Here is a 22,378-nt window from a genome sequence, read left to right on the forward strand (position 1 = left end):
GGCCCGGATTGGTCGGCGGCGGTCCGCTCGGCGCTACGGCGTGCGGCGGGCCTGGACCAGGACGCGGCCGGCCAGCGCGCCGGCGTACACGGTGTAGCCGACGCCGATCAGCCAGGACTGGACGATCAGCACCGTGCCCACCGTCCCGTAGGAGACGGCGTTGGACACCAGCAGGGGCGCGAAGACCAGCCGGGAGAAGAGCCGGAGCCCGGCCAGCGCCACCATGGTGGCGACGGCTCCCGGCAGCAGGTCCCTGGCCGGGACGCGTCCGGCGAGCAGCAGGCGCTGGAGCCACCAGAACAGCAGGATGCCGCCGACGGTCGTCGCGGCGATCCGGACGGTCGGTTGGACGGCCGAGTGGCGCCACGGCGTGCCGCTCAGGGCGGCGACCACGATGTAGCCGGTCAGTGCGGCCAGCCCGAGGGTCTGGCGCCAGACGGTGTGCCACGGCCCGCGGTCGAGCTCCCAGATGCGTTCGTAGACCCCCTGGATCGCGGCCATCAGCGAGACCCCGAAGACGGCCAGCGCGGCGAGGCCGAAGCCCGTGGTGGTGCTGAGCACCTGGCCCCGGGAGACGAAGAGCCGGTGCACGGCGGCGGCGCCCTGTCCGGACAGGCCCAGGCCGTCCGTGATCCACTCGGCGATCCCGGTGCCGCGCGCCGGGAAGGCGGCGGCGATGACGATCAGCAGCGGGACGAGGGTCACGAAGAACAGCGCGGCGAAGGCCATCGAGCGCTGGAGCAGTTCGACCGTACGGCCCTGTTCCCACACGCTCCGGGCCACCAGCCGCGCCAGCTGCCACCAGGTACGGACGGGCGGTTCGGCCCGGCCGCGACGGGACACCTCAGCCGCCCGGGGCAGCGGGCGGCGACGGTCGGTTCAGGCGCACTGGATCCTCCCTGTTCACGGCACCCGCTGATCTCGGCACCCGTCGTTCCTGGTGCCCGCTGTTCTCGGCACCCGTTGGCGCATCCCGTCAGGATGCCACCGACGGGCCGCCCCGGCGCTCGACCGGGCCGTCGGTGTACCGGAGCAGGGGCGGGGTTACCCGGCGGTGCCCGCCGCCGCCCGCGCTACAGTCCCCCCATGAGCGATCCGGTGCACCCTCCGTTCGGAAACTTCACGGCCGTCCTCCCGGCGCTGGAGGTCTGCGAGGAGCTCGCCGCCCCCGTGGCCGACGCCCTCAAGAACTGGGACGCACGGGAGGCAGCCGAGTCCGTGCTGTACGTGGACACCGACCCCGAGAAGGCGGACACGGCGGTGTTCTGCGAGTTCTACGCGGTACCGCCGGAGCTCTCCGCGAACTGCGTGGTGGTCGCGGCCAAACGCGGCGGGGAGGTCACCCTGGCCGCCTGCCTCGCCCTCGCCACCACCCGGGTGGACGTGAACAAGGCCGTCCGTACCCACCTGGGAGCGCGGAAGGCGTCGTTCGCACCGATGGACACCGCGGTCGACCTGACCGGCATGGAGTACGGCGGCATCACCCCCGTCGGCCTGCCCGGCACCTGGCCACTGCTCATCGACGAGGCGGTGGCCGCGGCCGACGCCGTCCTGATCGGCAGCGGCCGACGCCGGGGCAAGCTCATCCTCCCCGGTTGGGCCCTGGCCCGGCTCCCGGGCGCCGAGGTGCTGGCAGGCCTGGCCACCTGAGAGCCCGCACCGCCACGCCCTCCCAGCGCCCCGATCGCAGCACCACGATCACAGCGTGCGCAGGGCCCGCTCGCACTCCTGGCACCGCCGGTCGGCGAGCACGGGCGGGTACCAGGGATCCCCGGGCCGGGTCGGCCGGTAGTGGGCGTGCTCCATCGGTCCGGTCTCCACCCCGCACAGCGTGTACGGCTGCGGATCCTCCGGAACATCGGGATCGGCCCCGGCGGCGTGCACCGCGAACACGGCGGGTTCGACACCCTCCGCGCCGATGGCCCCGTCGGATTCCAGCTCGAAGAGCACAATGATCGATCCCATGCCCTGAGCCTCGATCATCCCTCCCGGGCCCACCTCCGGGGGTGGGCCGACGGTGGACCGATCACCACCGAGCCTTCCGCGGCGGGCAGCGCCTGGCGGCGGCCCGGCGGGGCGGGCGGGGTGCAGGAACACCTCGTCGGTGTAGCACCAGGCCCAGTCGTCGCCGGGCCGGAGGGAACGGGCGATGTGGTGCCCGTCGGTGGTGCGGGCGTGGTGGTGGGCGTGCTGCCCGGGTGAGCTGTCGCAGCAGCCGACGTGTCCGCAGCTCAGACAGGCCCGTAGGTGCACCCAGGTCCGGCCGGTCCGCAGGCACTCCTCGCAGCCCGGGACGGGGTTGGCGGGGGCCTCCCGGAGCCCGTCCAGGTGGTCGCAGGTGTGCTGGACGACCAGGCCCGGGTCGACCGCGACACGCCATGCGCGCCGGTCGTTCATGCCGGCCGGGTTCCCGGCCCGGCCAGGTCGGCCAGCACCTCCCGGGCCGCCCGGGCGCCCGAGGCGAGTGCCCCCTGCACCGAGCCGGTGGCCCGGTGGTCCCCGCACACGTAGCGCCCCGGCGCGAACCGGGTGGTGCGGCTGAGCAGGAGCGGCGCCGGTCCGGCCGGGAGCGCCTCGGCGATCCGGTACTCCTCCAGCTGCTCCCAGGCCGAGGTGTCCGCCCCGTACAGCGCGCCGGCCCGGACCCGGGCCGCCCGCTCGTCCGCGTCCGTTCCCAGGACCGAGGTCGACACCAGCGCCCGCCCGTCCGGTGAGCAGCCGGGGACGACCTCCGACAGCACCACCGTGTTCAGCACCTGCCGGTCCGCGTCCACGACCAGCGTCGGCTCGGGCAGGGGGCTGACCGGCGCCGCGTGGTAGAAGGTCGTCACCGCCCGCGCCGCCGGCACTTCCAGGCCCGGCAGCAGCCGGGTGGCCTGCGCCATCCCGGTCGCCACCACGACCGCGCGGGTCCGCAGGACCGGGCCGTCCGCGAGCGCCACCCCGCCGGCCGCCACCCGTTCCACCCGGGTGCCGCACACCAGTCGGGCCGTCGGCAGCCGGGCCGCCAACTGCCGCGGCACCGCCCCGATGCCGTCCTGCGGCAGGCACAGGCTCCCGCGCAGCATGCTGCGCCACACCAGGTGGAACAGCCGGCTGGAGGTGTCCAGCCCCTCCTCCAGGAACACCCCGGCCAGGAACGGGCCGAGCACCTCGTCGACGGTGCGGCGCGACACCCCGGCCCGGCGCAGCGCGCGGCCGGTGCCGGTCTCCGGCAGGCGCTTGAGCAGGGCGGCGGGCAGCGCCGCGTCCCCCGCCGCCAGCAGCCCCAGTGCGGCCAGGTCGCGCAGCGGCAGCAGCCTGCCGGGCAGCAGGTCACCGGCCTGGCCCGGGCGCCTGGTGGGATCGACCACCCGGCGCGCGCCCCGGGCGTCGGCCAGCAGGAACCCGGGGGTGAACGGGCGCAGCCCCAGCGCGCCCAGCTCCAGCCGCCGCCTGACCTGCGGGTAGGCGGTGTTGAACACCTGGAAGCCGCGGTCGAGGCGGAAGCCCCGGACCACGTGGGTGCGCATCCGTCCGCCCACCTCGTCGGCGGCCTCCACGACCAGGACGTCCCGTCCGGCCTCGGTCAGGTCCATCGCGCAGGCCAGACCGGCCAGGCCCGCGCCGACCACGACCACTTCCGCCGCTGCCTCTCCTCGCATCCTGCTCACCGGCTTCCTGTCGGGTACGGGCCGCACCGCGGGCCGTGGTGGCCCGCCGGGCGCGGGGGTGCCGTCGGGCGCGGGGGTGCGCCATCGGCCGTCCTCTTTTCGGAGCCCGGTGGCCGAACGGATTGGATCCGGCGGTCCGGCAATCCGGCACGGCGCGCGGCAACGAATGCCCGGTGCACCCGCGCACCCGGCGGCGAACGGGAGGACCCATGCCGCGCTCCTGGGAGCAGCTACAGATCCACTACCGGCCCGACGTGCCCGACGTGCCCGACGCCGGGGTGCTCCTGCTGCCGGGCGGCCGCTCGGACGGCCTCGCACCGCCTCGTCGCGCGAACCTGCCGGCCCTGCGCATGGCGCTGTTCGCCCGGGCCCTGCGCCGCCCCCTCCCCCGTGCCGTCGTCGCGTCCGTGCGCTACCGCCACCGCGGCTGGAACGGGGCCCGCGCCGATCCCGTGACCGACGCACGGGCCGCGCTGGACGAGCTGGCGGAACTCGTTCCGGGGGCTCCGCTGCTGCTGGTCGGCCACTCCATGGGCGCCAGGGCCGCCCTGGCCGCCGCCGGCCGCCCCTCGGTGGTCGGGGTGGTCGCGCTGGCCCCGTGGTGCCCGCCCGGCGATCCGGTGGACCAGCTGGACGGCCGGCGGGTGCTCGTCCTGCACGACGCGGCGGACCGCGTCACCTCGGCCGCCCTGGCCTGGGAGTTCGCCCATCGAGCCGCGGCCGCGGGGGCCGTCGTCGAGGCCGTCCTCATGACCCGGGGCGGTCACACGATGGTGCGCGGCGCACGCGACTGGCACCGGCTGACCGCGGAGTTCGCGGCCACGGTCCTGGGCGGCGCGAAGGCACCGGGATCGTGGCCCCCTCCGTAGACCCCTCCGTAGACCCCTCCGTAGAGCCCTTCGCAACCCCGCCGGCACCGAACAACCGGGTGGCGGACGCACGGGCGGCGGGCTCTCGGCACACCTCGAAACTCGATGGGAGACCTGATGATCAGTGTGGAGCGCACCGTGTTCGTCGACCGTCCGCCCGGGGAAGTCCTGCGCTACCTGGCCGACTTCGGGCACACGCCGCAGTGGGATCCGGGTACCGAGAGCTGCACGCGCCTGGACTCCGGCCCGGTGGCGGAGGGGGCGTGCTGGCGCAACGTCTCGCGGTTCCGGGGGCGGCGCACCGAACTCCGCTACTCCCTGGAGCACTACGGCCCGGACCGGCTGGTGTTCGTCGGACGCAACCGCACCGTCACGGCCACGGACGACATCACCGTCCGGGCGTCCGCCCCGGGCACGGTCGTGCGCTACCGAGCGTCGCTGCGGTTCAACGGCCTGGCCCGTCTCGCCGCTCCGTTCCTGCGGGCGGAGTTCGAGCGCCTCGCGGACGCGGTGGCGGCGCGCCTGCCCGTCGTACTGGCGGGCCCGTGACCGCTGGTCACGGGCCCGACCCGTGTCCCTTCCGGGCCCGCCGGTAGCCCCCCTGGTGAGCGGGGGCTACCGGCGGGACGCGGCCGGAACGGGTCAGGAGGTGGGCATCAGGACGGTGTCGACGATGTACACCGTGGCATTGGCGGTCTGGACGTTGCCGCACAGGACCTTGGCGTCGCCGTTGACGGTGAAGTCGGGGCTGGCACCGGTGACCGTGACGTTGCCGGTCTCCAGGGTCTTGTGCGCGCCGGTGAGGTCGCTGGGGGCGAGGCGCTGGGGGGCGACGTGGTAGGTGAGGATCTTGGTGAGCTTCTCCTTGTCGGCGAGGACGGCGTCCAGGGTGGCCTTGGGGATCTTGGCGAAGGCGTCGTTGGTCGGCGCGAACACCGTGATGTTCTGCGCGGAGTTGAGGGTGTCGACGAGCCCGGCCTGCTTGACGGCGGCCACCAGGGTGGACAGCAGCGGGTTGTTGGAGGCGGCGGTGGCGACCGGGTCCTTGGCCATGCCGGTGAAGGACCCGGCGCCGTCCTTGGGCACGGCGCCGCAGGCCGTCCCGAACGGCTGGTCGCTCACGGCGGCGCCGGCCGCCGTCGCGGGGGCGGCGGCCGAGGACGGCGCGGCGGCGGGGGCCTTGGCGGCGGAGGACGATCCGGAGCCGCTGCTGCAGGCCCCGAGGCCGAGGGCGAGCGCGGTCGCGGCGAGGAGCGCGGTGACCGCGTTGCGGCGCGGGGCGGTGACGTTCATGGAAGGGATCTCCTTGCGGGGGTGGAACGGTCGGCCCTTCGGGCGGACCGCACCGGCGGGTGCCGGTGACATGAAGGTGGTCTGGTGGTTGCCGGGCGGGCCGGTCGGGGCTCTCAGGTGACGGTGACGACGACGCTGTGCCAGCCGGTGGCGCCGGACGGGAAGGGGGCGGCCCGCTCCTCGGTCTGGACGGCGCCGTCGGCATCGGTCGCACGGACCTCGATCCGGTGGGTGCCTGGTCTGGCACCGGCCCAGCTGTGGGTCCATTGCCGCCACAGGTCCGGGCCGGCGTCGTCGGCGAGCCGCGCCTGCTGCCAGGGGCCGCCGTCGACGCGGACCTCGACGGCGGCGATCCCCCGGTGCGTCGCCCAGGCGGTTCCGGCCACCGTGACCTCGCCCGCGGGGACCCGGGCGAACGGCGCCGGGACCTCGATCCGCGAGGCGGTGCGGACCGCGCCGGTGCGGTCCCAGCCCCGGCGCACCCAGTACGGGTCGTACGCGGCGAAGGTGGTGACGTCCAGATCGACGAGCCATTTGGTGGCGGAGGCGTAGCCGTAGAAGCCGGGGACGACGCTGCGGCAGGGGAAGCCGTGGGCGACGGGCAGGGCCTCGCCGTTCATCGCGACCGCCAGCAGCGCGCGCCGGCCGTCGAGGACCGACTCCAGTGGTGTGCCGATGGTCATGCCGTCCTGGGAGCGGCCGACCAGTTGGTCGGCCCCGGGGCGCACCCCGGCCCGGCGCAGTAGGGCCGGGAGGGAGGCGCCGAGCCAGCGGGTGGTGCCGGCGTAGGGGCCGCCGACCTCGTTGGAGACGCAGGTCAGCGTGTGGTCCAGTTCCTCCAGCGGCTCGTGCAGGAGGTCGTCGAAGGTGAGCAGGAGCGGGTGGTCGACGAGGCCCCGGATGCGCAGGGCCCAGCGTCGGGGATCGATGCGGGGGAGGGTGAGGGCGGTGTCCACCCGGTAGAAGTCCGCGTTCGGGGTGACGAACGGGGACAGGCCCGGGACCTCGGGCCGCACCGCGGTGGGCGGTGGCGGCAGCGGTCGGGCGGCGGGTGGGATCCGGACGGCCGCGCGCAGTGCCCCGATGTCGTAGCGGCGGTCCGCCAGGACCCGGCCGCCGACACCGGCGAGTGCGCCGGCGGTGATCGTCGCGCCGGTGGCGGCCAGCAGGGCCCGGCGGCCGGTGTGCTGGGGCGGGGCGGGTTGCTCCTGCTGCGCGGGGTCGTCGTCCGAAGACGCGGTCGGCGCGCTCGTACGCGCCGGGGGCGCGGCCGCCCGGTTCATGCGCGACAGGCCGAGGACGGTGAGCGCGCCGACCGCACCCGACGCAAGGGCGGGTGCGGCGTCCGCGGCGCCCGCCCCGGACCGGGAGAGAGCGGCCCAGGCACCCAGCAGGCCGAAGGCCGCGAAGACCGTCGCTCCGCTCCTTGGACGGCGGGCGGACAGCCAGCCGGTGAGAGCGGCGAGCAGCGCCGTCGTCAGGAGGATTCCGCCGAGCAGCACCGCCTTGTCCTGGGTGCCGAAGGTGCGAACGGCGTACTCCTTCAACGGAGTCGGCGTCAGGTCGATCGCCGTCGAGCCGACCGCGATGACCGGCGCACCGTCAGGTCCGGTCACGGCGGCGACCAGTTCGCCCGCCCCGAGCGCGGCCACCGCCGCGGCCACCCCGGCCGCCGCGGCCGCACCAGCACGCGCCAGTCGCGTCCAGCGTCGGACCGAAGGTGGCGGGGGCGGGGCTGCGTTGGTGTTCACACCCGCCATTCGGCGGCCGCCAGGGCCCGGATGGGTGCCACTTCCGGATCACCCCGAAGGGTGACCCCGGCCGAACCGGTTGACGAGGCACCAACGGCGGCACGCCCACCCGCGCCGAATCGCGGGCCCACCACGACTCCGCCCGACCCCGGTGGGCACCGCGCGCCACCGTCCGAAAACAGACGGTTGTCGGTAATGAACGGTTGTGTTCCCTATCTCCCCGGGGCTACGGTCGGTGGTAGCGAACGGACTCCGTTCACTCATCCTCGTTCGACCCCACGCCATTGGGGGACCCTGCCATGGCAACCTCGCGCTCCCTGGCGCTCGCCCCTCCCGCGTCCGCACGACGCGGCCAGCACCCGGGGATAGCCCTCACCGTCATCGCGGCCACCCAGCTGATGGTGGTCCTGGACATCACGATCGTGAACATCGCCCTGCCGCACATCCAGCAGGCCCTGAGCTTCTCCACCACCAACCTGTCCTGGGTGATCAACGCCTACACGCTGACCTTCGGCGGGCTGCTGCTGCTCGGCGGGCGGGCGGGCGACATCCTCGGGCGCCGGCGGGTGTTCATCGTCGGCGTGCTGGTGTTCAGCTTCGCCTCGCTGCTCGGCGGCGTCGCCCAGTCCTCGTCCTGGCTGCTGGCGGCCCGGGCGTTGCAGGGCGTGGGCGGGGCGATCGCCTCGCCCACCGCGCTGGCCCTGATCGCCACCAACTTCAAGGAGGGCCCGGAGCGCAACCGGGCCTTCGGCGTCTACTCGGCCGTGGCCGGTGCGGGCGGGGCGGTGGGCCTGCTGCTCGGCGGCATGCTGACCTCCTGGCTGTCCTGGCGGTGGGTGCTGTTCGTCAATGTGCCGATCGGCATCGCGATCGCCCTGTTGGCGCCGCTCTACATCAACGAGTCCGAACGCCACCCCGGGCGCTTCGACCTGCCCGGCGCGTTCACCGCCACGGCGGGCATGGTCTCCCTGGTGTACGGCTTCATCCGGGCCTCCGACCACGGCTGGACGGACGCCGTCACCCTCACCTCCTTCGCCCTCGCGGTGGTGCTGCTGTCCGCGTTCGTCGTCAACGAGCGGCGGGTCCCGCAGCCGATCACCCCGCTGCACCTGCTGCGCGACCGCAACCGCTCCGGCGCGTACGGGCTGATGCTGTGCGTGGCCGCGACGATGTTCAGCATCTTCTTCTTCATCACCCTGTTCGTGCAGGAGATCCTCGGGTTCAGCCCGCTGCGGGCCGGGTTCGCCTTCCTGCCGATCAGCGTGGCCATCGTCGGCGCCGCCCAGTTCGCGGCGCGCAACCAGATCCGGTGGGGCCCGAAGCCCTTCCTGGTCGCCGGGTCGGCGCTGGTCCTCAGCGGGGTGTTCTGGGCGACCCGGATCGACATCCACAGCACCTACGTCGGCGGGATCCTCGGGCCGACGCTGCTGTTCGGCTTCGGGATGGGCTCGATCTTCGTCCCGGTGATGCTCACCGTCGTCTCGCACGTGGCCCCGCACGAGACCGGGGCGGCCACCGGCAGCCTCAACGCCATGCAGCAGGTGGGCGGTTCGCTCGGGCTCTCGATCCTGGTCACGGTGTACGGCACGGCCAGCCGCAACGAGGCCCGGCAGCAGGTCGGGGCGTTCCTGCGGCAGGCCACCCCGCAGCAGGCCCTCCGGTTCAGGGCGACCGGCACGCTCCCGGCGCCGTACTCCTCGAACGTCCTGGTGCACGGCATCACCAGCGCCTTCCAGATGGGCCTGGTCTTCGCGGCGCTGGCCGTCGTCATCGCGGTGTTCGTCATCAAGGTGCGGCCGGCGCCGGCGGCATCGGACGTCAGCCCTTCGGGGGGCGGTACTTGACAGGGCGTCGGGGCGTCCAGGACAGTCCTTAGCGCACATGGTTTTCATCTTCGTTAACCATTTCCCCGTGCGTGCCCCCGGGCGCGCCCCCGCGAAAGAGGACCCCCATGTCGCTCGACGTCTCCCCCGCCCTGCTCGACCAGGCCCGCGACGGCCGCGTCGACCAGGCCGACTTCCTCGACACCGTCCGCGCCTCGCTCCCGTACGCCTACCAGGTCGTCGCCGGGCTCAGCACCGAACTCTCCGACGGCGAGGCCGAGTTCACCACCGACAACACCACCCCCAGCGACGAGCAGCGGGCCCAACTGCTGCGCGCCCTGGCCAGCAACGCCATCCGCGGCAGCCTGGAGGAGCACTTCGGCGTGAAGCTCGCCTTCGTCAACTGCCACCGCGTCGGCGCCTTCCGGCCCGGCTCCGAGGACAGCGCGGCGTACCGCGAGTTCACCTCGCTGCACAACCAGATCCGCAACCAGAGCCCGGAGCTGCGCAGCTGCTGACCGGCGCGCGGCCGGAACGGGCGCCCACCCGCTCCCCGGGTGGGCGCCCGTCCCGCGACGCACCGGCGCCCGTTGCGCCGTGTTGCCCCGCGTTACGGCCCGTTGTCCGGATCGCGCGCCGATCTTGTGGCACCGCGCGCGGTCTGCGTACGGTCGACGGGCACCACCCGTCCGGCCCTCCGGGGCCGCAAGACCCCCGCGGAGCCGCCACCATGCCGCCCTCCCCCCGCCCGCTGCGGAAACTCGGCTTCCTCACCATCGGCCTCTTCGACGAGGCGGACCCGCGCCGGGGCCACGAGTCCACCCTCGACCTGATCACCCTCGGCGAACGGCTCGGCTTCGACAGCGCCTGGCTGCGCCACCGCCACCTCCAGTTCGGGATCTCCTCCCCGGTCGCGGTCCTCGCCGCCGCCACCCAGCGCACCAGCCGCATCCAGCTCGGCACCGCCGTCACCCCGCTCGGCTGGGAGAACCCGCTGCGGCTCGCCGAGGACCTCGCCACCGTCGACCTGCTCTCCGGCGGCCGGCTCAACCCCGGGTTCAGCGTCGGCCCGCCCGTCCACTACGAGCACGTGCGCAGCGCGCTCTACCCCGACACCGGGGAGCACGAGGACTTCTCCCCCGCCCGCGCCGAGCGCTTCCTCGCCCTGGTCCGCGGCGAGAACGCCTCCGACTTCGCCGGCACCGAGGGCATCGAGGTGTACTCGCGCCGGGTCCAGCCGCACTCCCCCGGCCTCGCCGACCGGCTCTGGTACGGCGCCGGCAGCCTGCGCTCGGCCCGCTGGGCCGGCGAACAGGGGATCAACCTGCTGACCAGCAGCGTGGTCAAGCCCGAACCCGGTGACGACGCACCGGACTTCGCCGCCATCCAGGCCGAGCAGATCCGCGCCTTCCGGGCCCACCACCCCGACGGCGAGCGCGCCCGGGTCTCCCAGGGCCTGGTGGTCATCCCCACCGACGGCGCCAGCCCCGAACAGCGCGCCAGGTACCAGGCCTACGCGCTCTCCCGCACCCCGCGCACCCTCACCCCGCAGGGCCCGAACCGGCTGCTCTTCGCCCCCGACCTGGTCGGCAGCTCGGCCGAACTCGCCGAACGCCTGCACGCCCACGCCGGCTTCCGGGAGGTGGACGAGGTCGCCTTCGCGCTCCCGTTCGACTTCGAGCCCGAGGACTACACCCAGATCCTCACCGACCTCGCCACCCGCCTCGGCCCGGCCCTCGGCTGGACCCCGCCGACGGCCGGGTAGCAAGGCCGGGTAGCAAGGCTAGGTAGCACGCCCGGGCCGAGCGGCGGATCCAGTGGGCCGACCGGCCCACTCGGGCCGGCCGGACGTTCCACGATCTCCGGGAACCGAGCCGCAACCGCCCCCCGGCCGGGCACGTCCCAGCGGATACGAACGGCCCACCGGCCGGACGACACCACTGGGGGGAACCATGATCGAACCACGGGACGCCGCACCCGCGCCGTCCGCCCTGCAGACCTGCCCCGGCTGCGCCCGGACCGACCAGGTCCGCAGTGTTCCGGCCGTCCACCTCGCGGGCCGGGACACCGTCACCGTCCACTCCCGGGACAGCGACGGCAACCGCCGGACCCGGACCCGGGAGGTCACCAGCCCGCTCGCCCGGGCCCTGGCGCCCGCCCCGGAGAAGCGCCCCGAGCGCGTCCCGGCCGTCCTCGGCGTCCCCGCCCTGGTCGCGGCTGGGTTCCTGTACTTCGTCGCCGACTCACAGAGCAGGTACGAGGACTCCAGCGCCAAGATGCTCGCCGGATCCTCCCTCGCCCACCTCTCGGACTCCTCCGAATCCGACTCCTTCTACCTGTTCTCCGGGATCGCGTTCTGCCTCGCGCTCGCGCTGTTCGTCACGGCCGCGCTGCTCTGGGCCAGGAGCAGCCGCGAACTCGCCGGCCGCCCGCAGGCCGAGCGGCTGTGGGCCACGGCCTGGTACTGCGCCCGCTGCGGGACCGCCCACTTCCCGCCCACCGCCGGACAGGGTGCGGGCGCGGTCACCCTCCCGGAGTTCCGGCGCCGGATCTGGACGGCGGGCGGGTACGGCCACCTGGTGGACCGGTACCGCGACTGACGTCGGCCCGGGGCCCGGAAGGGTGTGCGCGGGCGGGCGGACCGGCCGGGCCGGCGCGGCGCCTGCGGCCGATCGGTTGATTCTGCGCTGCGCGTGACAGTCCTTCCCCGCCGGTGCCGAAGCGTTGCTGACATCTTGTTGGGCGGCGCTCCCGGTGCGCCGCTCCCGGTGTGCCGCTCGCGGTGCGTCGTCCGCGGTGCACCGGGAGCGGCTTCGGCAGCGGCCTCCGGAAGGTGTGATCATGCAGGCGCCTCTCACCGACAGCACCGTGGACCGTCCGCCGCGGCAGTCCGGCCCCGGGGAGCGGGCCACCCGCCCATACCTGCTGCCGCCGGTCGTGGGCAGCGCGTGGTGGGTCTGGGGGCTGGCGGGAGCGCTCTTCGCCGTCTACACGACGCTGTCCGTGCGGATCCACGAGCGGATGCTCTCCAACAGCTACGACCTGGGCATCTTCGAGCAGGTGGTCCGCTCCTACGCGGACGGGCACCTGCCCGTCTCCGAGTTGAAGGCGCCCGGCTTCCCCGTGCTGGGGGACCACTTCTCCCCCGTGCTGGCCCTGGTCGCCCCGTTCTACTGGGTCTGGCGCACCCCCGTGACGCTGCTCGTGGTGCAGGCCGCCCTGGTCGCCGTCGGCATGGTGCCGCTGGTGCTCTCGGCCCGGCGCAGGCTGGGCTCGGGGCCCGCCGCGGTGGTCGGGGTCTGCTACGGCCTGTCGTGGGGGGTCGCCAGCGCGATCGGCTTCGACTTCCACGAGGTCGCCTTCGCCGTCCCGCTGCTGGCCTTCTCGCTGGCCGCGCTCGCCGAGGGCCGGCTGCGCGCCGCGGCGTGCTGGGCGCTGCCGCTGCTGCTGGTGAAGGAGGACCTCGGGCTCACGGTGGCGGTGATCGGCCTGCTGATCGCCCGTCGGGGCGGCCGGCGACTGGGGCTCGGCACGGCCGCGGCCGGGGTCGCCGGGTCGCTGCTGGCCGTACTGGTGGTGCTGCCGGCCTTCAACCCGGGCGGGGACTTCGCCTACTGGTCGTACGTGAGCGGCCGGGGCGACGGCGGCTCGGGCGGCGGTCCGGGCGGCGGTCCGGGCGGCGGCCCGGGCAGTACGGACACCCTCGTGGCGGGCCTGCTGTACAAGGGGACGATCGGTCTGATCACCCCCGAGGCCAAGGCGACGACGCTGCTGTTCGTCCTGGCCGTCACAGTGTTCCTGGCGCTGCGCTCCTCGCGGGCCTGGGTCGCGGTGCCGACGCTGGTGTGGCGGTTCCTCTCGACCAACGCGTTCCACTGGGGCACGGGCTACCACTACTCGCTGGTGCTGATGCCGATCGTCTTCGCCGCCCTCGTCGAGGCCCTGGCCGCCCGGCGGGCGCGGCCGGGCAGCGTACGGCGCCACCTGCTGGGCACGGCGGCGGTCTGCCTGCTGCTGCTGCCGCAGTTCCCGTTCTGGCAGCTGGTCCAGCCGGCCACCTGGCGGAGCGACCCCCGGCTCGCCGTCGCCCACCGGCTGATCGACCGCATCCCGGACGGCGCCACCGTCCAGGCCTCCACGCTGCTGGTGCCCCAGCTCACCGACCGCACCACCGTCGGCCTGTTCGGCTGGGAACCCAGCCGGCCCGACCCGGAGTGGATCCTGGTGGACACCTGGACGCCGTGGCAGAAGCGCTGGCCGCTGACGCCCGAGATCGAGCGGAACCGGCTGAACTGGCACCGCGCGCACGGCTACCGCGACGTCGCCGACGTGGACGGCTACGTGCTGCTCACCCGGACCGGCTGAGCACCCCCGGAGCGGACGCCGACACCGCCTGCTCCGCGAACCTCCGGTTGGCCACGGTCTGTTCGCGGTAGGGGCGGGGCAGCTCGGCGATCGCGAGCAGCCGGTCGCAGGCGGCCAGGGAGCCCCGCGCGTCACCGACCCAGTACGCGGTGATCGAGTACTCGAAGAGCAGCCCCCAGCGGAACACCCAGGGCTCGGTGAACAGCCAGTCGTTCGGCAGGCCGCGGTCCAGCCCCGCCCGGGCGAACGCGTGCGCGGCCTGGTAGCGGCCCATCCGGCGCAGCCGGGAGGTGAGTTGGTAGCAGGCCTCCAGGCGCTCCGGGCGGCTCTCCCAGGCGCGCAGCAGCGCGTCCATGGCGGACGGCCAGTCGCCGCCGGACTCCGCGGTCAGCACGCCGACCTGGAGCAGCGCGTAGTAGACCTCCTCCGGCCAGCCGCCCATCCCGGCCCGCCGCCGGTACAGCTCGATCGCCTCGGCGGTGCGTCCGAGGTCGCGCATGGTCTGGGCGAGGTAGAAGACCGCGCGGGAGTTGCCGGGGTCGCGCTCCAGGTCCGCCCGCAGCAGCCGGGCGTCGCGCTCGAACTTGTCGGACCGGGAGCCGCCGTCCGCGAAGTGCTCGATGACCAGCGCGTCGAGCTCGGCCGAGCGGTCCGGCTGGTCCGGCCGGTCCGTCGTCAGGTACTCGTGGGTCGCCCCCTCGTAACGCCAGTCGACGGTGCCGCGCACCAGCCGCTTGATCCGGTACTCCAGGTCGGCGGCGTGGCGCACCAGGTAGGAGTCGGCGGTCAGCTCGGGGAGCGGCCCTTCCCGCCGCACCACCATGTCGGCGTCGATCAGCAGCAGGTAGTCGGCCTTGCCACGGGCGTGCCGGATGTTGAGCGTCCGGTTGTGGCCGAAGTCCGTCCAGGGCTCCTCGTGCAGCTCGCCGGGGATCCCGTCCAGCGCACGGCGGATCAGCTCCTGGGTCCCGTCGGTGGACCCGGTGTCGGAGATCACCCAGGTGTCGACCAGGTCGCGGACCGAGGCGAGACAGCGCTCGATGACCGCCGCCTCGTCCTTGACGATCATGCACAGGCAGACGGTGGGCCTCCGGCCGGGCGCCCGGGACGGGGCTGCGCCGGAACGGGAAGCGTCGGATCGGGTCACAACGGCCTCTCGGAGTGGGCGGGAGGGCTGCGGCCCGGTCGGGCACGCACCGGGACGCGCATCGCGCTGGCGATGCTATTTCGGGCCCGCTCGTCCCCCGCGCTCCCACACGGGTCAGGCCAACGGGTTCGGGCCGTCCGTGTGATCGCAGTGAGCCGGGTTGATGACATTCCGGTCCCGTCGACGCCGGAAGCGGCTGCGCCGCCCGGATCAATGGCGGACACCGGGCGGGCCGCATCGTCCCGCCGTCCCCGACGAGTGAGGAGTGCCGGGTGTCATCACGCGGATCACGGATCCCGAGACCGGCGGTGCCGCACCGCCGCAAACAACGCGCGGCGGGTGCCGCGCTGCTCATCACGGCCATCATGTCGACCAGCGGCACCACGTTCGCCGCCGGGATCCACAGCTACCTCCCGCAGCCGAGCCAGCAGAAGCACGGCGGCGGCCACGGCGAGGAGCACTGTCCGCCGGGCCAGCAGGAGGTGTGGGGCGAGGAGCAGCCTCAGGAGGGGGGCGAGCCGACGCCCGAGGGCGGCCGGCAGGCAGGTGACGGCGTCCACGCGCCGGCGTTGCAGCAATCCGGCCCGGGTCGGTCCCTCCGCGGCGACGGCGACGGCAACGACAACGGCGAGGAGCACGGCGACGGGGGCCACGACGGCCATCACGGCCACCTGATCGGGTGCGTGGGGCCGACCGGACCCACCGGTCCGACCGGTCCCGCGGGCGAAACCGGCCCCACCGGCCCGACCGGCCCTGCGGGCGAGGGCGTCACCGGGCCGACGGGGCCGACGGGGCCGACGGGGCCCACCGGCGCTACGGGCAACACCGGCGCAACCGGGGCCACCGGGCCGACGGGAGCCACCGGCAACACCGGGGCCACGGGCGCCACCGGGCCGACCGGCGCCATGGGCAACACCGGCGCCACGGGTAACACCGGACCGACCGGACCTACCGGCGCCACTGGACCGACCGGCCCGACGGGACCCACCGGACCCACTGGGGCCACCGGCAACACCGGGCCCACGGGACCGACCGGCGCCATGGGCAACACCGGGGCCACTGGGCCCACGGGACCGACCGGAGCCACCGGCAACACCGGCGCTACCGGACCCACCGGCCCGACGGGACCCACCGGACCCACTGGGGCCACCGGCAACACCGGGCCCACGGGACCGACGGGAGCCACCGGCAACACCGGTGCAACCGGCCCGACCGGACCGTGCATGTCCATCGACACCGTCACCCACGGCATGGTGCTCTACACCGGCGTGGTCAAGAACGGCACCGTCCAGGTCGGCAGCGCGCCGCTGAACGGCCCGAACGCCAACCTGACCACCTGGTCGACCCCGCCCGCGCTCCCGCTGGGGGCCACCCCCGCCTGCGGTGTGGCCGTGTCGGACCACGGCAACCAGATCTCCGTGGAGACCATCACCACCGACGGCACGGTGTACCGGACCTTCTGCGACTTCGCGAACGGCAGCACCCCGGTGGACTGCGTGACCGGCAACCCGGGGTGGACGGCGATCACCAACCAGCCGGCCAGACTGCAGTCCGGCGCCCCGCCGTTCGGCACCGAGGAGCAGCAGCGTTCCGGCGACACCGGGCCGACGCGATCGATCAAGGTGGTCTGGGAGCCGTACGTCCGCCGTACCTCCTGACCCGTCCGGTCCCACCGCCTCCACCTGCACGCCCGTCCCCGCCCCCGTCCACCGGGTCGGGGACGGGCGTCGGGCTGCGGGCACAGCGGGAGGGCCGTCCGGCACTGGACCACCGCGCTCGACCTGCTGCTCCCGGAGGCCGCCGACCCGCCAACCACCCGGGACCACGCCGCCCGGGAGCGCGCCGTCCACCGGATCCGCGCCGAGCGCCACAGGGCCCGCGCCCGGCTCGGCCTCCCCTCCGACGCGCACGACCTCGCCCCGTCACCCGGGCCCCGGCGCGGACTGTTCGACCGGCTGCTCAGGCGCGGCAGTTGACGGACGGTGGCCCGGAGCGGGTGCTCCGGGCCACCGTGCGGAGTGCGGGTCAGTACTGGGTGGTGATGGTCACCCCGCTGAAATCGGTCTGGGCGTAGAGGCTGATGTAGCGGTAGCCGGCCGTGGTGTTGGTGACGGTCAGGCTCTGGTTGGTGGTGCCGTTGGTGGTCGAGCCGGTGGTGTAGGCGCTCGGGGTGGCCCAGGTGTCGGGGTTGTAGAGCAGGTACGCGGTGCCGGTGCCGCCGGAGCTGGACACCTTCAGCGTGGTGGTCCCGGCCGGCAGGTAGATGTAGTAGTAGGCCAGGTTGCCGGCGGTGGCGGACTGGTTGGTGCGGGAGCAGTTCTTGTCCAGCACCCGGGCGTCGGCGGCGGTGCAGCCGCTGAGGCTGCCGACGGTGACGGACTGGGTGACGGTGTTGGTCTTCCCCTTGCCGTCGGTCACCGTGAGGCTGACGTCGTAGCTGCCGGCCGCGGTGTAGCTGTGGGCGGGGTTGCGGCTGGTGGAGGTGGAGCCGTCACCGAAGTTCCAGGCCCAGGAGGCGATGGAGCCGCCGGACTCGGTCGACTGGTCGGTGAACTGGACGGCCAGGCCGGTCGGGGCGGCGCTGAACGCGGCGGTCGGGGCACCGCCGACCTCGCAGGCGCCGGCGGCGCAGGCGTCCAGCCAGGAGTTGAACTCGGCGTCGTAGGCGGTGCCGATCGAGTTGTAGGTCGCGTAGCCGCCGGTGTAGTCACCGGTGCGGAAGTGGCCCAGCATGTTCTGGATGACGTCCGGGTGCTTCTCGGCCATGAAGCGGACGGCCAGGTAGCCCCACGGGTAGGTGCGGGTGGTGTCGCTGTTGTCGTAGGTGTTCTGGAAGAGCGTGCTGAGCGCGTAGGTGTGCTTGGGCGCCTCGGCCATCGCCCCGGTGTCGGTGACGTTCCGGTAGCTGTAGGACACGTACTCGGCGACGCCCTCGATCCACCAGACGTCCGGTACGGATATCTGCTGGTTGAAGTTGCCCTTCATGTCGAGGCGGCCGTCGAGGGCGTGGGTGTACTCGTGGTTGAGGTTCCAGACGCCCGCGGTGAAGCCGTCGTCGCCGTTCTGGTAGGTCAGCGAGATCGGCTGGTTGCCGGGGGCGGCCGGGTCGCCGATCAGGGTGATACCGCCGTTGTTGGTGCTGACGCCGTAGATGCCGCCCGCGTAGGTCTGGTAGTCCTGCGGGGAGGCGAACACCACCATCTGCAGCGAGTTCTCGTACTGGCCGGCGATCGGGCCGCTGTCCTTGACCAGCTTGTGGAAGAACGGGTCCTGGTTCTGCAGGCTCGCGCAGACGGCGGCCAGGTCGGCGGCGGTGAGGCTCTGCGCCAGGAGGGTGTGGGTGGCGTCGCAGGTGTGGCTGACCGGCAGGGCGGCGGCCTTGAGCTGGTCCGGCAGGTTGCAGACGCCGTAGTACGAGCAGTTCGCCTTGTCGTAGAAGGCGGCCATGCCGGCGACGCCGACCCAGAGCGACGCGGTGGGGCCGGTGATCGAGGAGACGTCCATCAGGCCCTTGATCAGCGGGCGGACGGTGCCGACCAGGGCGGGGTGCTCGATGTACCGGGCCGTCTCCAGGCCCGCGTTGGAGGCAAGGAAGGAGTTGGTGCCGCCGAGCATGCCCCGGTGGTCGAGCGCGAAGCGGTCGAGGGTGTTGATGATGCTCGGGTCGGCGGTGACGGCCGCGACGTAGTCGGCGTTCTGGTGGCCACGGAAGATCGGGGTGTACACGCTGTTGGCGAAGTTCACCATGTACCAGGACGCGTCCCAGGAGCTGGTGTACGCGTTCAGCACCCGCTGGTAGGTGCCGAGGTAGTGGGCCTGGAGGTTGGCGCTGTCGCTGAGGATCATCGCCTGGCCCGCGACCTGGCCGTTGCCGTCGTTGACGTCGAGGAAGTGCGGGCTGGCCACCAGGGTGTCCAGCGCGGCCTGGACGGCGGCGGTGAGCGTCGCGTCGTAGCTGCCGACGTCGCCCGGGCGGTAGTACTGCACGTAGTAGCCGGCCTGGAGGAAGTAGACCAGCTGGTAGATCCCGGTGGAGTTGTCGCCGGTGTACGAGGCGGCGGCGCTCCTGAGCCCGTTGGCGACCGCGAGCATCTGGCTCTGCTGGAACACCCCGTGGGCGTCACCGCCGGTGATGCGGAAGAGCGAGCTGATGCAGTCGACGGACGAGTTCTGGACGAAGCTCACCAGGTCGGAGCCGCTCCGGCCGCTGAAATCGCCCGGGGTGCAGGAGGTGGCGGCCAGGGCCTTGGCGAGCTTGGGCGCCGGGGCCTTGGGCGCCGCCGACTGCGGTGAGCGCGGCGGGAGTTGGGCGGGAGCGAGGCGGCCGGCCTGGGTCTGGGCGTGGGTGTCGAGGCCGAAGGCGGTGCCGGTGGGGGCCGTCCCGCCGGGGTTCGCGGTGCGGGCGGCCTGGCCGGGGGTCTGACCGGCGGCCGGGCCGGCCTGGGCACCGGCCTGCGCCGTGGGGGCGGCGAGGCTCGGGGCGGCGGCGAGGCCGGTGAGGGCGGTGCTAGCGGCGGCGAGCACCGCGAGCGCACGGGGTAGCCGGAGTCGGTGACGCATCGTCACTCCTTGCTGGGGGATGTGGGGGTGGGCCTCGGGCAGCTGCTGCGGAGGCCGTCGCCTGGCACCGTGCCACGGTTGCCGCACCACAATCAATAGGGTGTGACATGTCACTTTGATTCGTGCACCCGAGCTTCGGATGCGAAGCACAGGAGCCGGCGGAACGGCCGACGGGGGCGGTTCGCGAGGCCCTGTGAGGACCCTTGCGATGACATATAACCTGTGACATTGTTCTGACCCTGATTCCGGTGACAGGTCACACGTCAACTCCCCCTCAGCCTCGTGGCCGACGCCGCGTCACCTCCCCCACCTCAGGACAAGGACACCGCAGTGCGTCTGCGCCAATCCCTTCCGCTCCTGGTGGCCGCCGCCCTCGCCGGCCCCGCCACCCTGCTCCCGACCCCGGCCCTCGCCGCGTCCCCCGCGCCGGCCGCCGCCACGGCCACCGCCACGGCCTCGGCAGTCCAGGGCCGAGCCCCGGCCGCGCCGAAGCCGTTCGGCGCCGAGACAGCCGCCCCGTCCTCCTCCGAGCAGCTCGGCCGCACGGCCGCCCCGCTCCCGGCGGACCAGCTCGGCCAGGCCCTCCAGCCGACCGGCACGGCCGTCCGGACCACCCCGCAGCCGAAGGCCGCCGCCACGGCCCAGCACACGCTGGCCGCCCAGGCGCCCGCCGCGGCCGGGTGCGCACCCTCGGACTTCGGCAGCCGCAGCGGCGCCGCCCTGGTCTCCTTCGTCCAGGGCTCGACCACGGACTGCGTCAGCACGCTGTTCAACGTCACCGGCACCGACGCGGCCGCCGTCTTCAAGCAGAGCCAGATGCTCGCCGTCGCCAACGCCTTCAAGGCCCAGGCCGCGAACTACACCGGCGACAACTCCGCCAACCTCCTGCAGCTGGTGCTCTTCCTGCGGGCCGGCTACTACGTCCAGTCCAACAACGCGGGCACCGTCGGACCCTACGACGCCTCGCTCACCGGCGCCGTCAAGGGCGGCCTCGACGCCTTCTTCGCGGGCTCGCACTGGAAGGACGTCAGCGACGCCAACGGCACCGTGCTCAACGAGGTGCTGGTCCTCACCGACAGTGCCAACATCCAGGGCCAGTACCTGAAGGTCTACCAGCAGGTCCTGAACGGCTACGACAACGGCTACAACGCCTTCCCGAAGATGGTGAAGGCCGTCAACGCCGTGCTGTACGCGCCGTTGTGGCGGGCCAACTGGAACCCGGACTACGTCAGCGCCGTCACCGCCGACCCGGGTGTGGTCACCACGCTGGCGAACTTCACCCAGAACCACAAGGACCTGCTCACCACCCCCAACGCCTTCCTCACTGTCAACGCGGGCAACGACCTGGCCCGCGCCGCCGGTGACGGCCCGGCCGTCGAGGCCGTCGCCAAGCCGCTGATCAAGCGGGTGCTCGACAGCACCCCGATCTCCGGCGCGGTCGGCAAGCTGTACGTGTACACCGCGTACAACGCCAACCAGTACGACAACGCGCAGTGCTCCTACTACGGCACCTGCGACCTCCCCGGCAAGCTCACCGCCGCCGTGCTGCCCAACACCCTCGTCTGCGACAACCGCACCATCCGCACCGAGGACCTCACCGCCGCCGAGCTGGCCACCGTCTGCGCGAGCCTGCGCGGCGAGGACACCTTCTTCCACAACCTGGTCAAGGACAACGGCCCGATACCCGGCCAGTACGGCAAGAGCATCACCCTCGCCGTCTTCGCCAACCGGGACGACTACCTGACCTACTCCTGGGCGATCTACAACAACTCCACCGACAACGGCGGCCAGACCGTCATGGACGTCACCGACCCCAACAACAAGCCCGTGTCGGTGATGTACAAGAAGTCCTACATCGACGGCTTCCCGGCCAACGTGTGGAACCTCAACCACGAGTACACCCACTACCTCGACAACATCTACGACATGAAGGGCAACTTCGGCACCGAGATCTCCGTCCCGGACATCTGGTGGATCGAGGGCGTCGCCGAGTACGAGTCGTACACCTACCGCGGCACCACCGACACCCAGGCGATGGCCGAGGCCGCCACGCACCGGTACAAGCTGAGCACCGTCTTCCAGAACACCTACGACAACTCGGACACGGTGCGCACCTACCCGTGGGGCTACCTGGCCGTGCGGTACATGGTCGAGAAGCACCCCGCCGACGTCCAGAACATGCTCGGCCACTTCCGCACCGGCGACTACCAGGGCGGCTACGCCGTCTACAACGGCCTCGGCACCTCCTACGACGCCGACTTCGACACCTGGCTGAACGCCTGCGCCGCCGGCGCCTGCTACGCGGACGGCCCGACCGCGCTCTTCGACCAGTCGGTCAACGGCGCCACCGTCACCCTCACCGACAAGTCCGTGGAGACCAACTCCCCGGCCTCGCTCGCTTCCTGGCACTGGACCTTCGGTGACGGCAGCAGCTCCGAGGACCGCAACCCGGTCCACACCTACGCGGCCGCCGGCACCTACACCGTCAACCTGACCGTCACCGACAGCGCCGGCAAGTCCGCCAGCACCCCGACCTCGGTCACCGTCACCACCGGCGGCACCACCACCCTGCCGACCTGCACCGACCCGCGCACCGACGCCCTCGGCCAGAACTGCTCCCGGCCGAACCAGGCCCGCACCGCCGGGAACCTGGACTACTTCTACGTCTACCTGCCGGCCGGCACCAGCACCTTGAAGGTCTCCACCTCCGGCGGCACCGGCACGGCGGCCCTGTACTACAACGCCGACACCTGGGCCTCCCCCAGCGCCCACACGGCCGCCTCCACCAACCCGGGCACCACCCAGAGCCTGACCGTCACCAACCCGGCGGCCGGCTACCGGTACGTCAGCCTGTACGCCACCACCGATTTCAGCGGGGTGACCGTCAGCACCCAGTTCTGAGTAAATACTTCGGCGA

Annotated in this window: 18 protein-coding genes; 10 read left to right on the top strand and 8 right to left on the bottom strand. The window is 73.2% G+C overall.

The window, feature by feature from the left end:
* Positions 1–33: 33 nt before the first annotated feature.
* Positions 34–843: a YhjD/YihY/BrkB family envelope integrity protein gene (locus tag ACFV8H_RS32075; protein WP_380406999.1), complete on the bottom strand. Its 810-nt coding sequence runs from the start codon at positions 841–843 to the stop codon at positions 34–36.
* A 243-nt stretch (positions 844–1,086) separates the two neighbouring features.
* Between ACFV8H_RS32075 and ACFV8H_RS32080 the strand changes: the two genes are divergently transcribed.
* Positions 1,087–1,650 (top strand): YbaK/EbsC family protein, encoded by a 564-nt coding sequence (locus ACFV8H_RS32080; protein ID WP_380407001.1) that lies wholly within the window; start codon positions 1,087–1,089, stop codon positions 1,648–1,650.
* Positions 1,651–1,698: 48 nt separating this feature from the next.
* Here the strand turns inward: ACFV8H_RS32080 and ACFV8H_RS32085 are convergent, their stop codons facing one another.
* Positions 1,699–2,397 carry a UBP-type zinc finger domain-containing protein gene (locus ACFV8H_RS32085; RefSeq protein ID WP_380407003.1) on the bottom strand — a complete coding sequence of 233 codons (699 nt, stop codon included), beginning with the start codon at positions 2,395–2,397 and terminating at the stop codon, positions 1,699–1,701.
* Positions 2,394–3,644 (bottom strand): NAD(P)/FAD-dependent oxidoreductase, encoded by a 1,251-nt coding sequence (locus ACFV8H_RS32090; RefSeq protein WP_380407033.1) that lies wholly within the window; start codon positions 3,642–3,644, stop codon positions 2,394–2,396. The genes ACFV8H_RS32085 and ACFV8H_RS32090 overlap by 4 nt, the downstream gene beginning before the upstream one ends.
* 218 nt (positions 3,645–3,862) lie before the next feature.
* Between ACFV8H_RS32090 and ACFV8H_RS32095 the strand changes: the two genes are divergently transcribed.
* Positions 3,863–4,522: an alpha/beta fold hydrolase gene (locus ACFV8H_RS32095; protein WP_380407005.1), complete on the top strand. Its 660-nt coding sequence runs from the start codon at positions 3,863–3,865 to the stop codon at positions 4,520–4,522.
* 117 nt (positions 4,523–4,639) lie between these two features.
* A complete protein-coding gene (locus tag ACFV8H_RS32100; protein WP_380407007.1) occupies positions 4,640–5,071 on the top strand; it encodes an SRPBCC family protein in 432 nt (143 codons plus the stop codon).
* 93 nt (positions 5,072–5,164) lie between these two features.
* On the opposite strand, the gene ACFV8H_RS32105 is transcribed toward ACFV8H_RS32100, so the two are convergent.
* Together ACFV8H_RS32105 and ACFV8H_RS32110 are read right to left on the bottom strand one after the other, a co-directional pair.
* The gene (locus tag ACFV8H_RS32105) at positions 5,165–5,815 is read right to left on the bottom strand and encodes a fasciclin domain-containing protein (RefSeq protein ID WP_380407009.1); all 651 of its coding nucleotides are present in this window, start codon (positions 5,813–5,815) and stop codon (positions 5,165–5,167) included.
* Between the two features lie 113 nt (positions 5,816–5,928).
* Complete coding sequence (locus tag ACFV8H_RS32110; RefSeq protein ID WP_380407011.1) at positions 5,929–7,566, bottom strand: molybdopterin-dependent oxidoreductase; 1,638 nt, start codon at positions 7,564–7,566, stop codon at positions 5,929–5,931.
* Positions 7,567–7,865: 299 nt separating this feature from the next.
* Between ACFV8H_RS32110 and ACFV8H_RS32115 the strand changes: the two genes are divergently transcribed.
* From ACFV8H_RS32115 to ACFV8H_RS32135, 5 genes are all read left to right on the top strand, one after another.
* On the top strand, positions 7,866–9,410 hold the full coding sequence (locus tag ACFV8H_RS32115; protein ID WP_380407013.1) for an MFS transporter: 1,545 nt from the start codon (positions 7,866–7,868) through the stop codon (positions 9,408–9,410).
* A 107-nt stretch (positions 9,411–9,517) separates the two neighbouring features.
* The gene (locus ACFV8H_RS32120; protein ID WP_380407015.1) at positions 9,518–9,907 is read left to right on the top strand and encodes an SCO5389 family protein; all 390 of its coding nucleotides are present in this window, start codon (positions 9,518–9,520) and stop codon (positions 9,905–9,907) included.
* 212 nt (positions 9,908–10,119) lie between these two features.
* Positions 10,120–11,154 (top strand): LLM class flavin-dependent oxidoreductase, encoded by a 1,035-nt coding sequence (locus ACFV8H_RS32125; protein ID WP_380407017.1) that lies wholly within the window; start codon positions 10,120–10,122, stop codon positions 11,152–11,154.
* A 187-nt stretch (positions 11,155–11,341) separates the two neighbouring features.
* On the top strand, positions 11,342–11,989 hold the full coding sequence (locus ACFV8H_RS32130; RefSeq protein WP_380407019.1) for a hypothetical protein: 648 nt from the start codon (positions 11,342–11,344) through the stop codon (positions 11,987–11,989).
* Positions 11,990–12,230: 241 nt separating this feature from the next.
* Positions 12,231–13,754 carry a DUF2079 domain-containing protein gene (locus ACFV8H_RS32135; RefSeq protein WP_380407021.1) on the top strand — a complete coding sequence of 508 codons (1,524 nt, stop codon included), beginning with the start codon at positions 12,231–12,233 and terminating at the stop codon, positions 13,752–13,754.
* Here ACFV8H_RS32135 and ACFV8H_RS32140 read toward each other — a convergent pair.
* Together ACFV8H_RS32140 and ACFV8H_RS32145 are read right to left on the bottom strand one after the other, a co-directional pair.
* The gene (locus ACFV8H_RS32140) at positions 13,738–14,823 is read right to left on the bottom strand and encodes a glycosyltransferase (protein WP_380407023.1); all 1,086 of its coding nucleotides are present in this window, start codon (positions 14,821–14,823) and stop codon (positions 13,738–13,740) included. The genes ACFV8H_RS32135 and ACFV8H_RS32140 overlap by 17 nt on opposite strands.
* A gap of 365 nt (positions 14,824–15,188) precedes the next feature.
* Complete coding sequence (locus ACFV8H_RS32145) at positions 15,189–15,563, bottom strand: hypothetical protein (RefSeq protein WP_380407025.1); 375 nt, start codon at positions 15,561–15,563, stop codon at positions 15,189–15,191.
* A 561-nt stretch (positions 15,564–16,124) separates the two neighbouring features.
* On the opposite strand from ACFV8H_RS32145, the gene ACFV8H_RS32150 reads away from it, so the two are divergent.
* Entirely contained in the window at positions 16,125–16,559 is a 435-nt protein-coding gene (locus ACFV8H_RS32150) for a hypothetical protein (protein ID WP_380407027.1), read from the top strand.
* Between the two features lie 367 nt (positions 16,560–16,926).
* Here the strand turns inward: ACFV8H_RS32150 and ACFV8H_RS32155 are convergent, their stop codons facing one another.
* On the bottom strand, positions 16,927–19,461 hold the full coding sequence (locus ACFV8H_RS32155) for a collagenase (protein WP_380407029.1): 2,535 nt from the start codon (positions 19,459–19,461) through the stop codon (positions 16,927–16,929).
* 330 nt (positions 19,462–19,791) lie between these two features.
* Here ACFV8H_RS32155 and ACFV8H_RS32160 point away from each other — a divergent pair, with 330 nt between their 5' ends.
* Positions 19,792–22,362, top strand: coding sequence for a collagenase (locus ACFV8H_RS32160; RefSeq protein WP_380407031.1), 2,571 nt, complete (start codon positions 19,792–19,794; stop codon positions 22,360–22,362).
* Positions 22,363–22,378 lie beyond the last annotated feature (16 nt).

The sequence above is a fragment of the Kitasatospora sp. NPDC059827 genome (assembly GCF_042731675.1).
Classification (GTDB): Bacteria; Actinomycetota; Actinomycetes; order Streptomycetales; family Streptomycetaceae; genus Kitasatospora.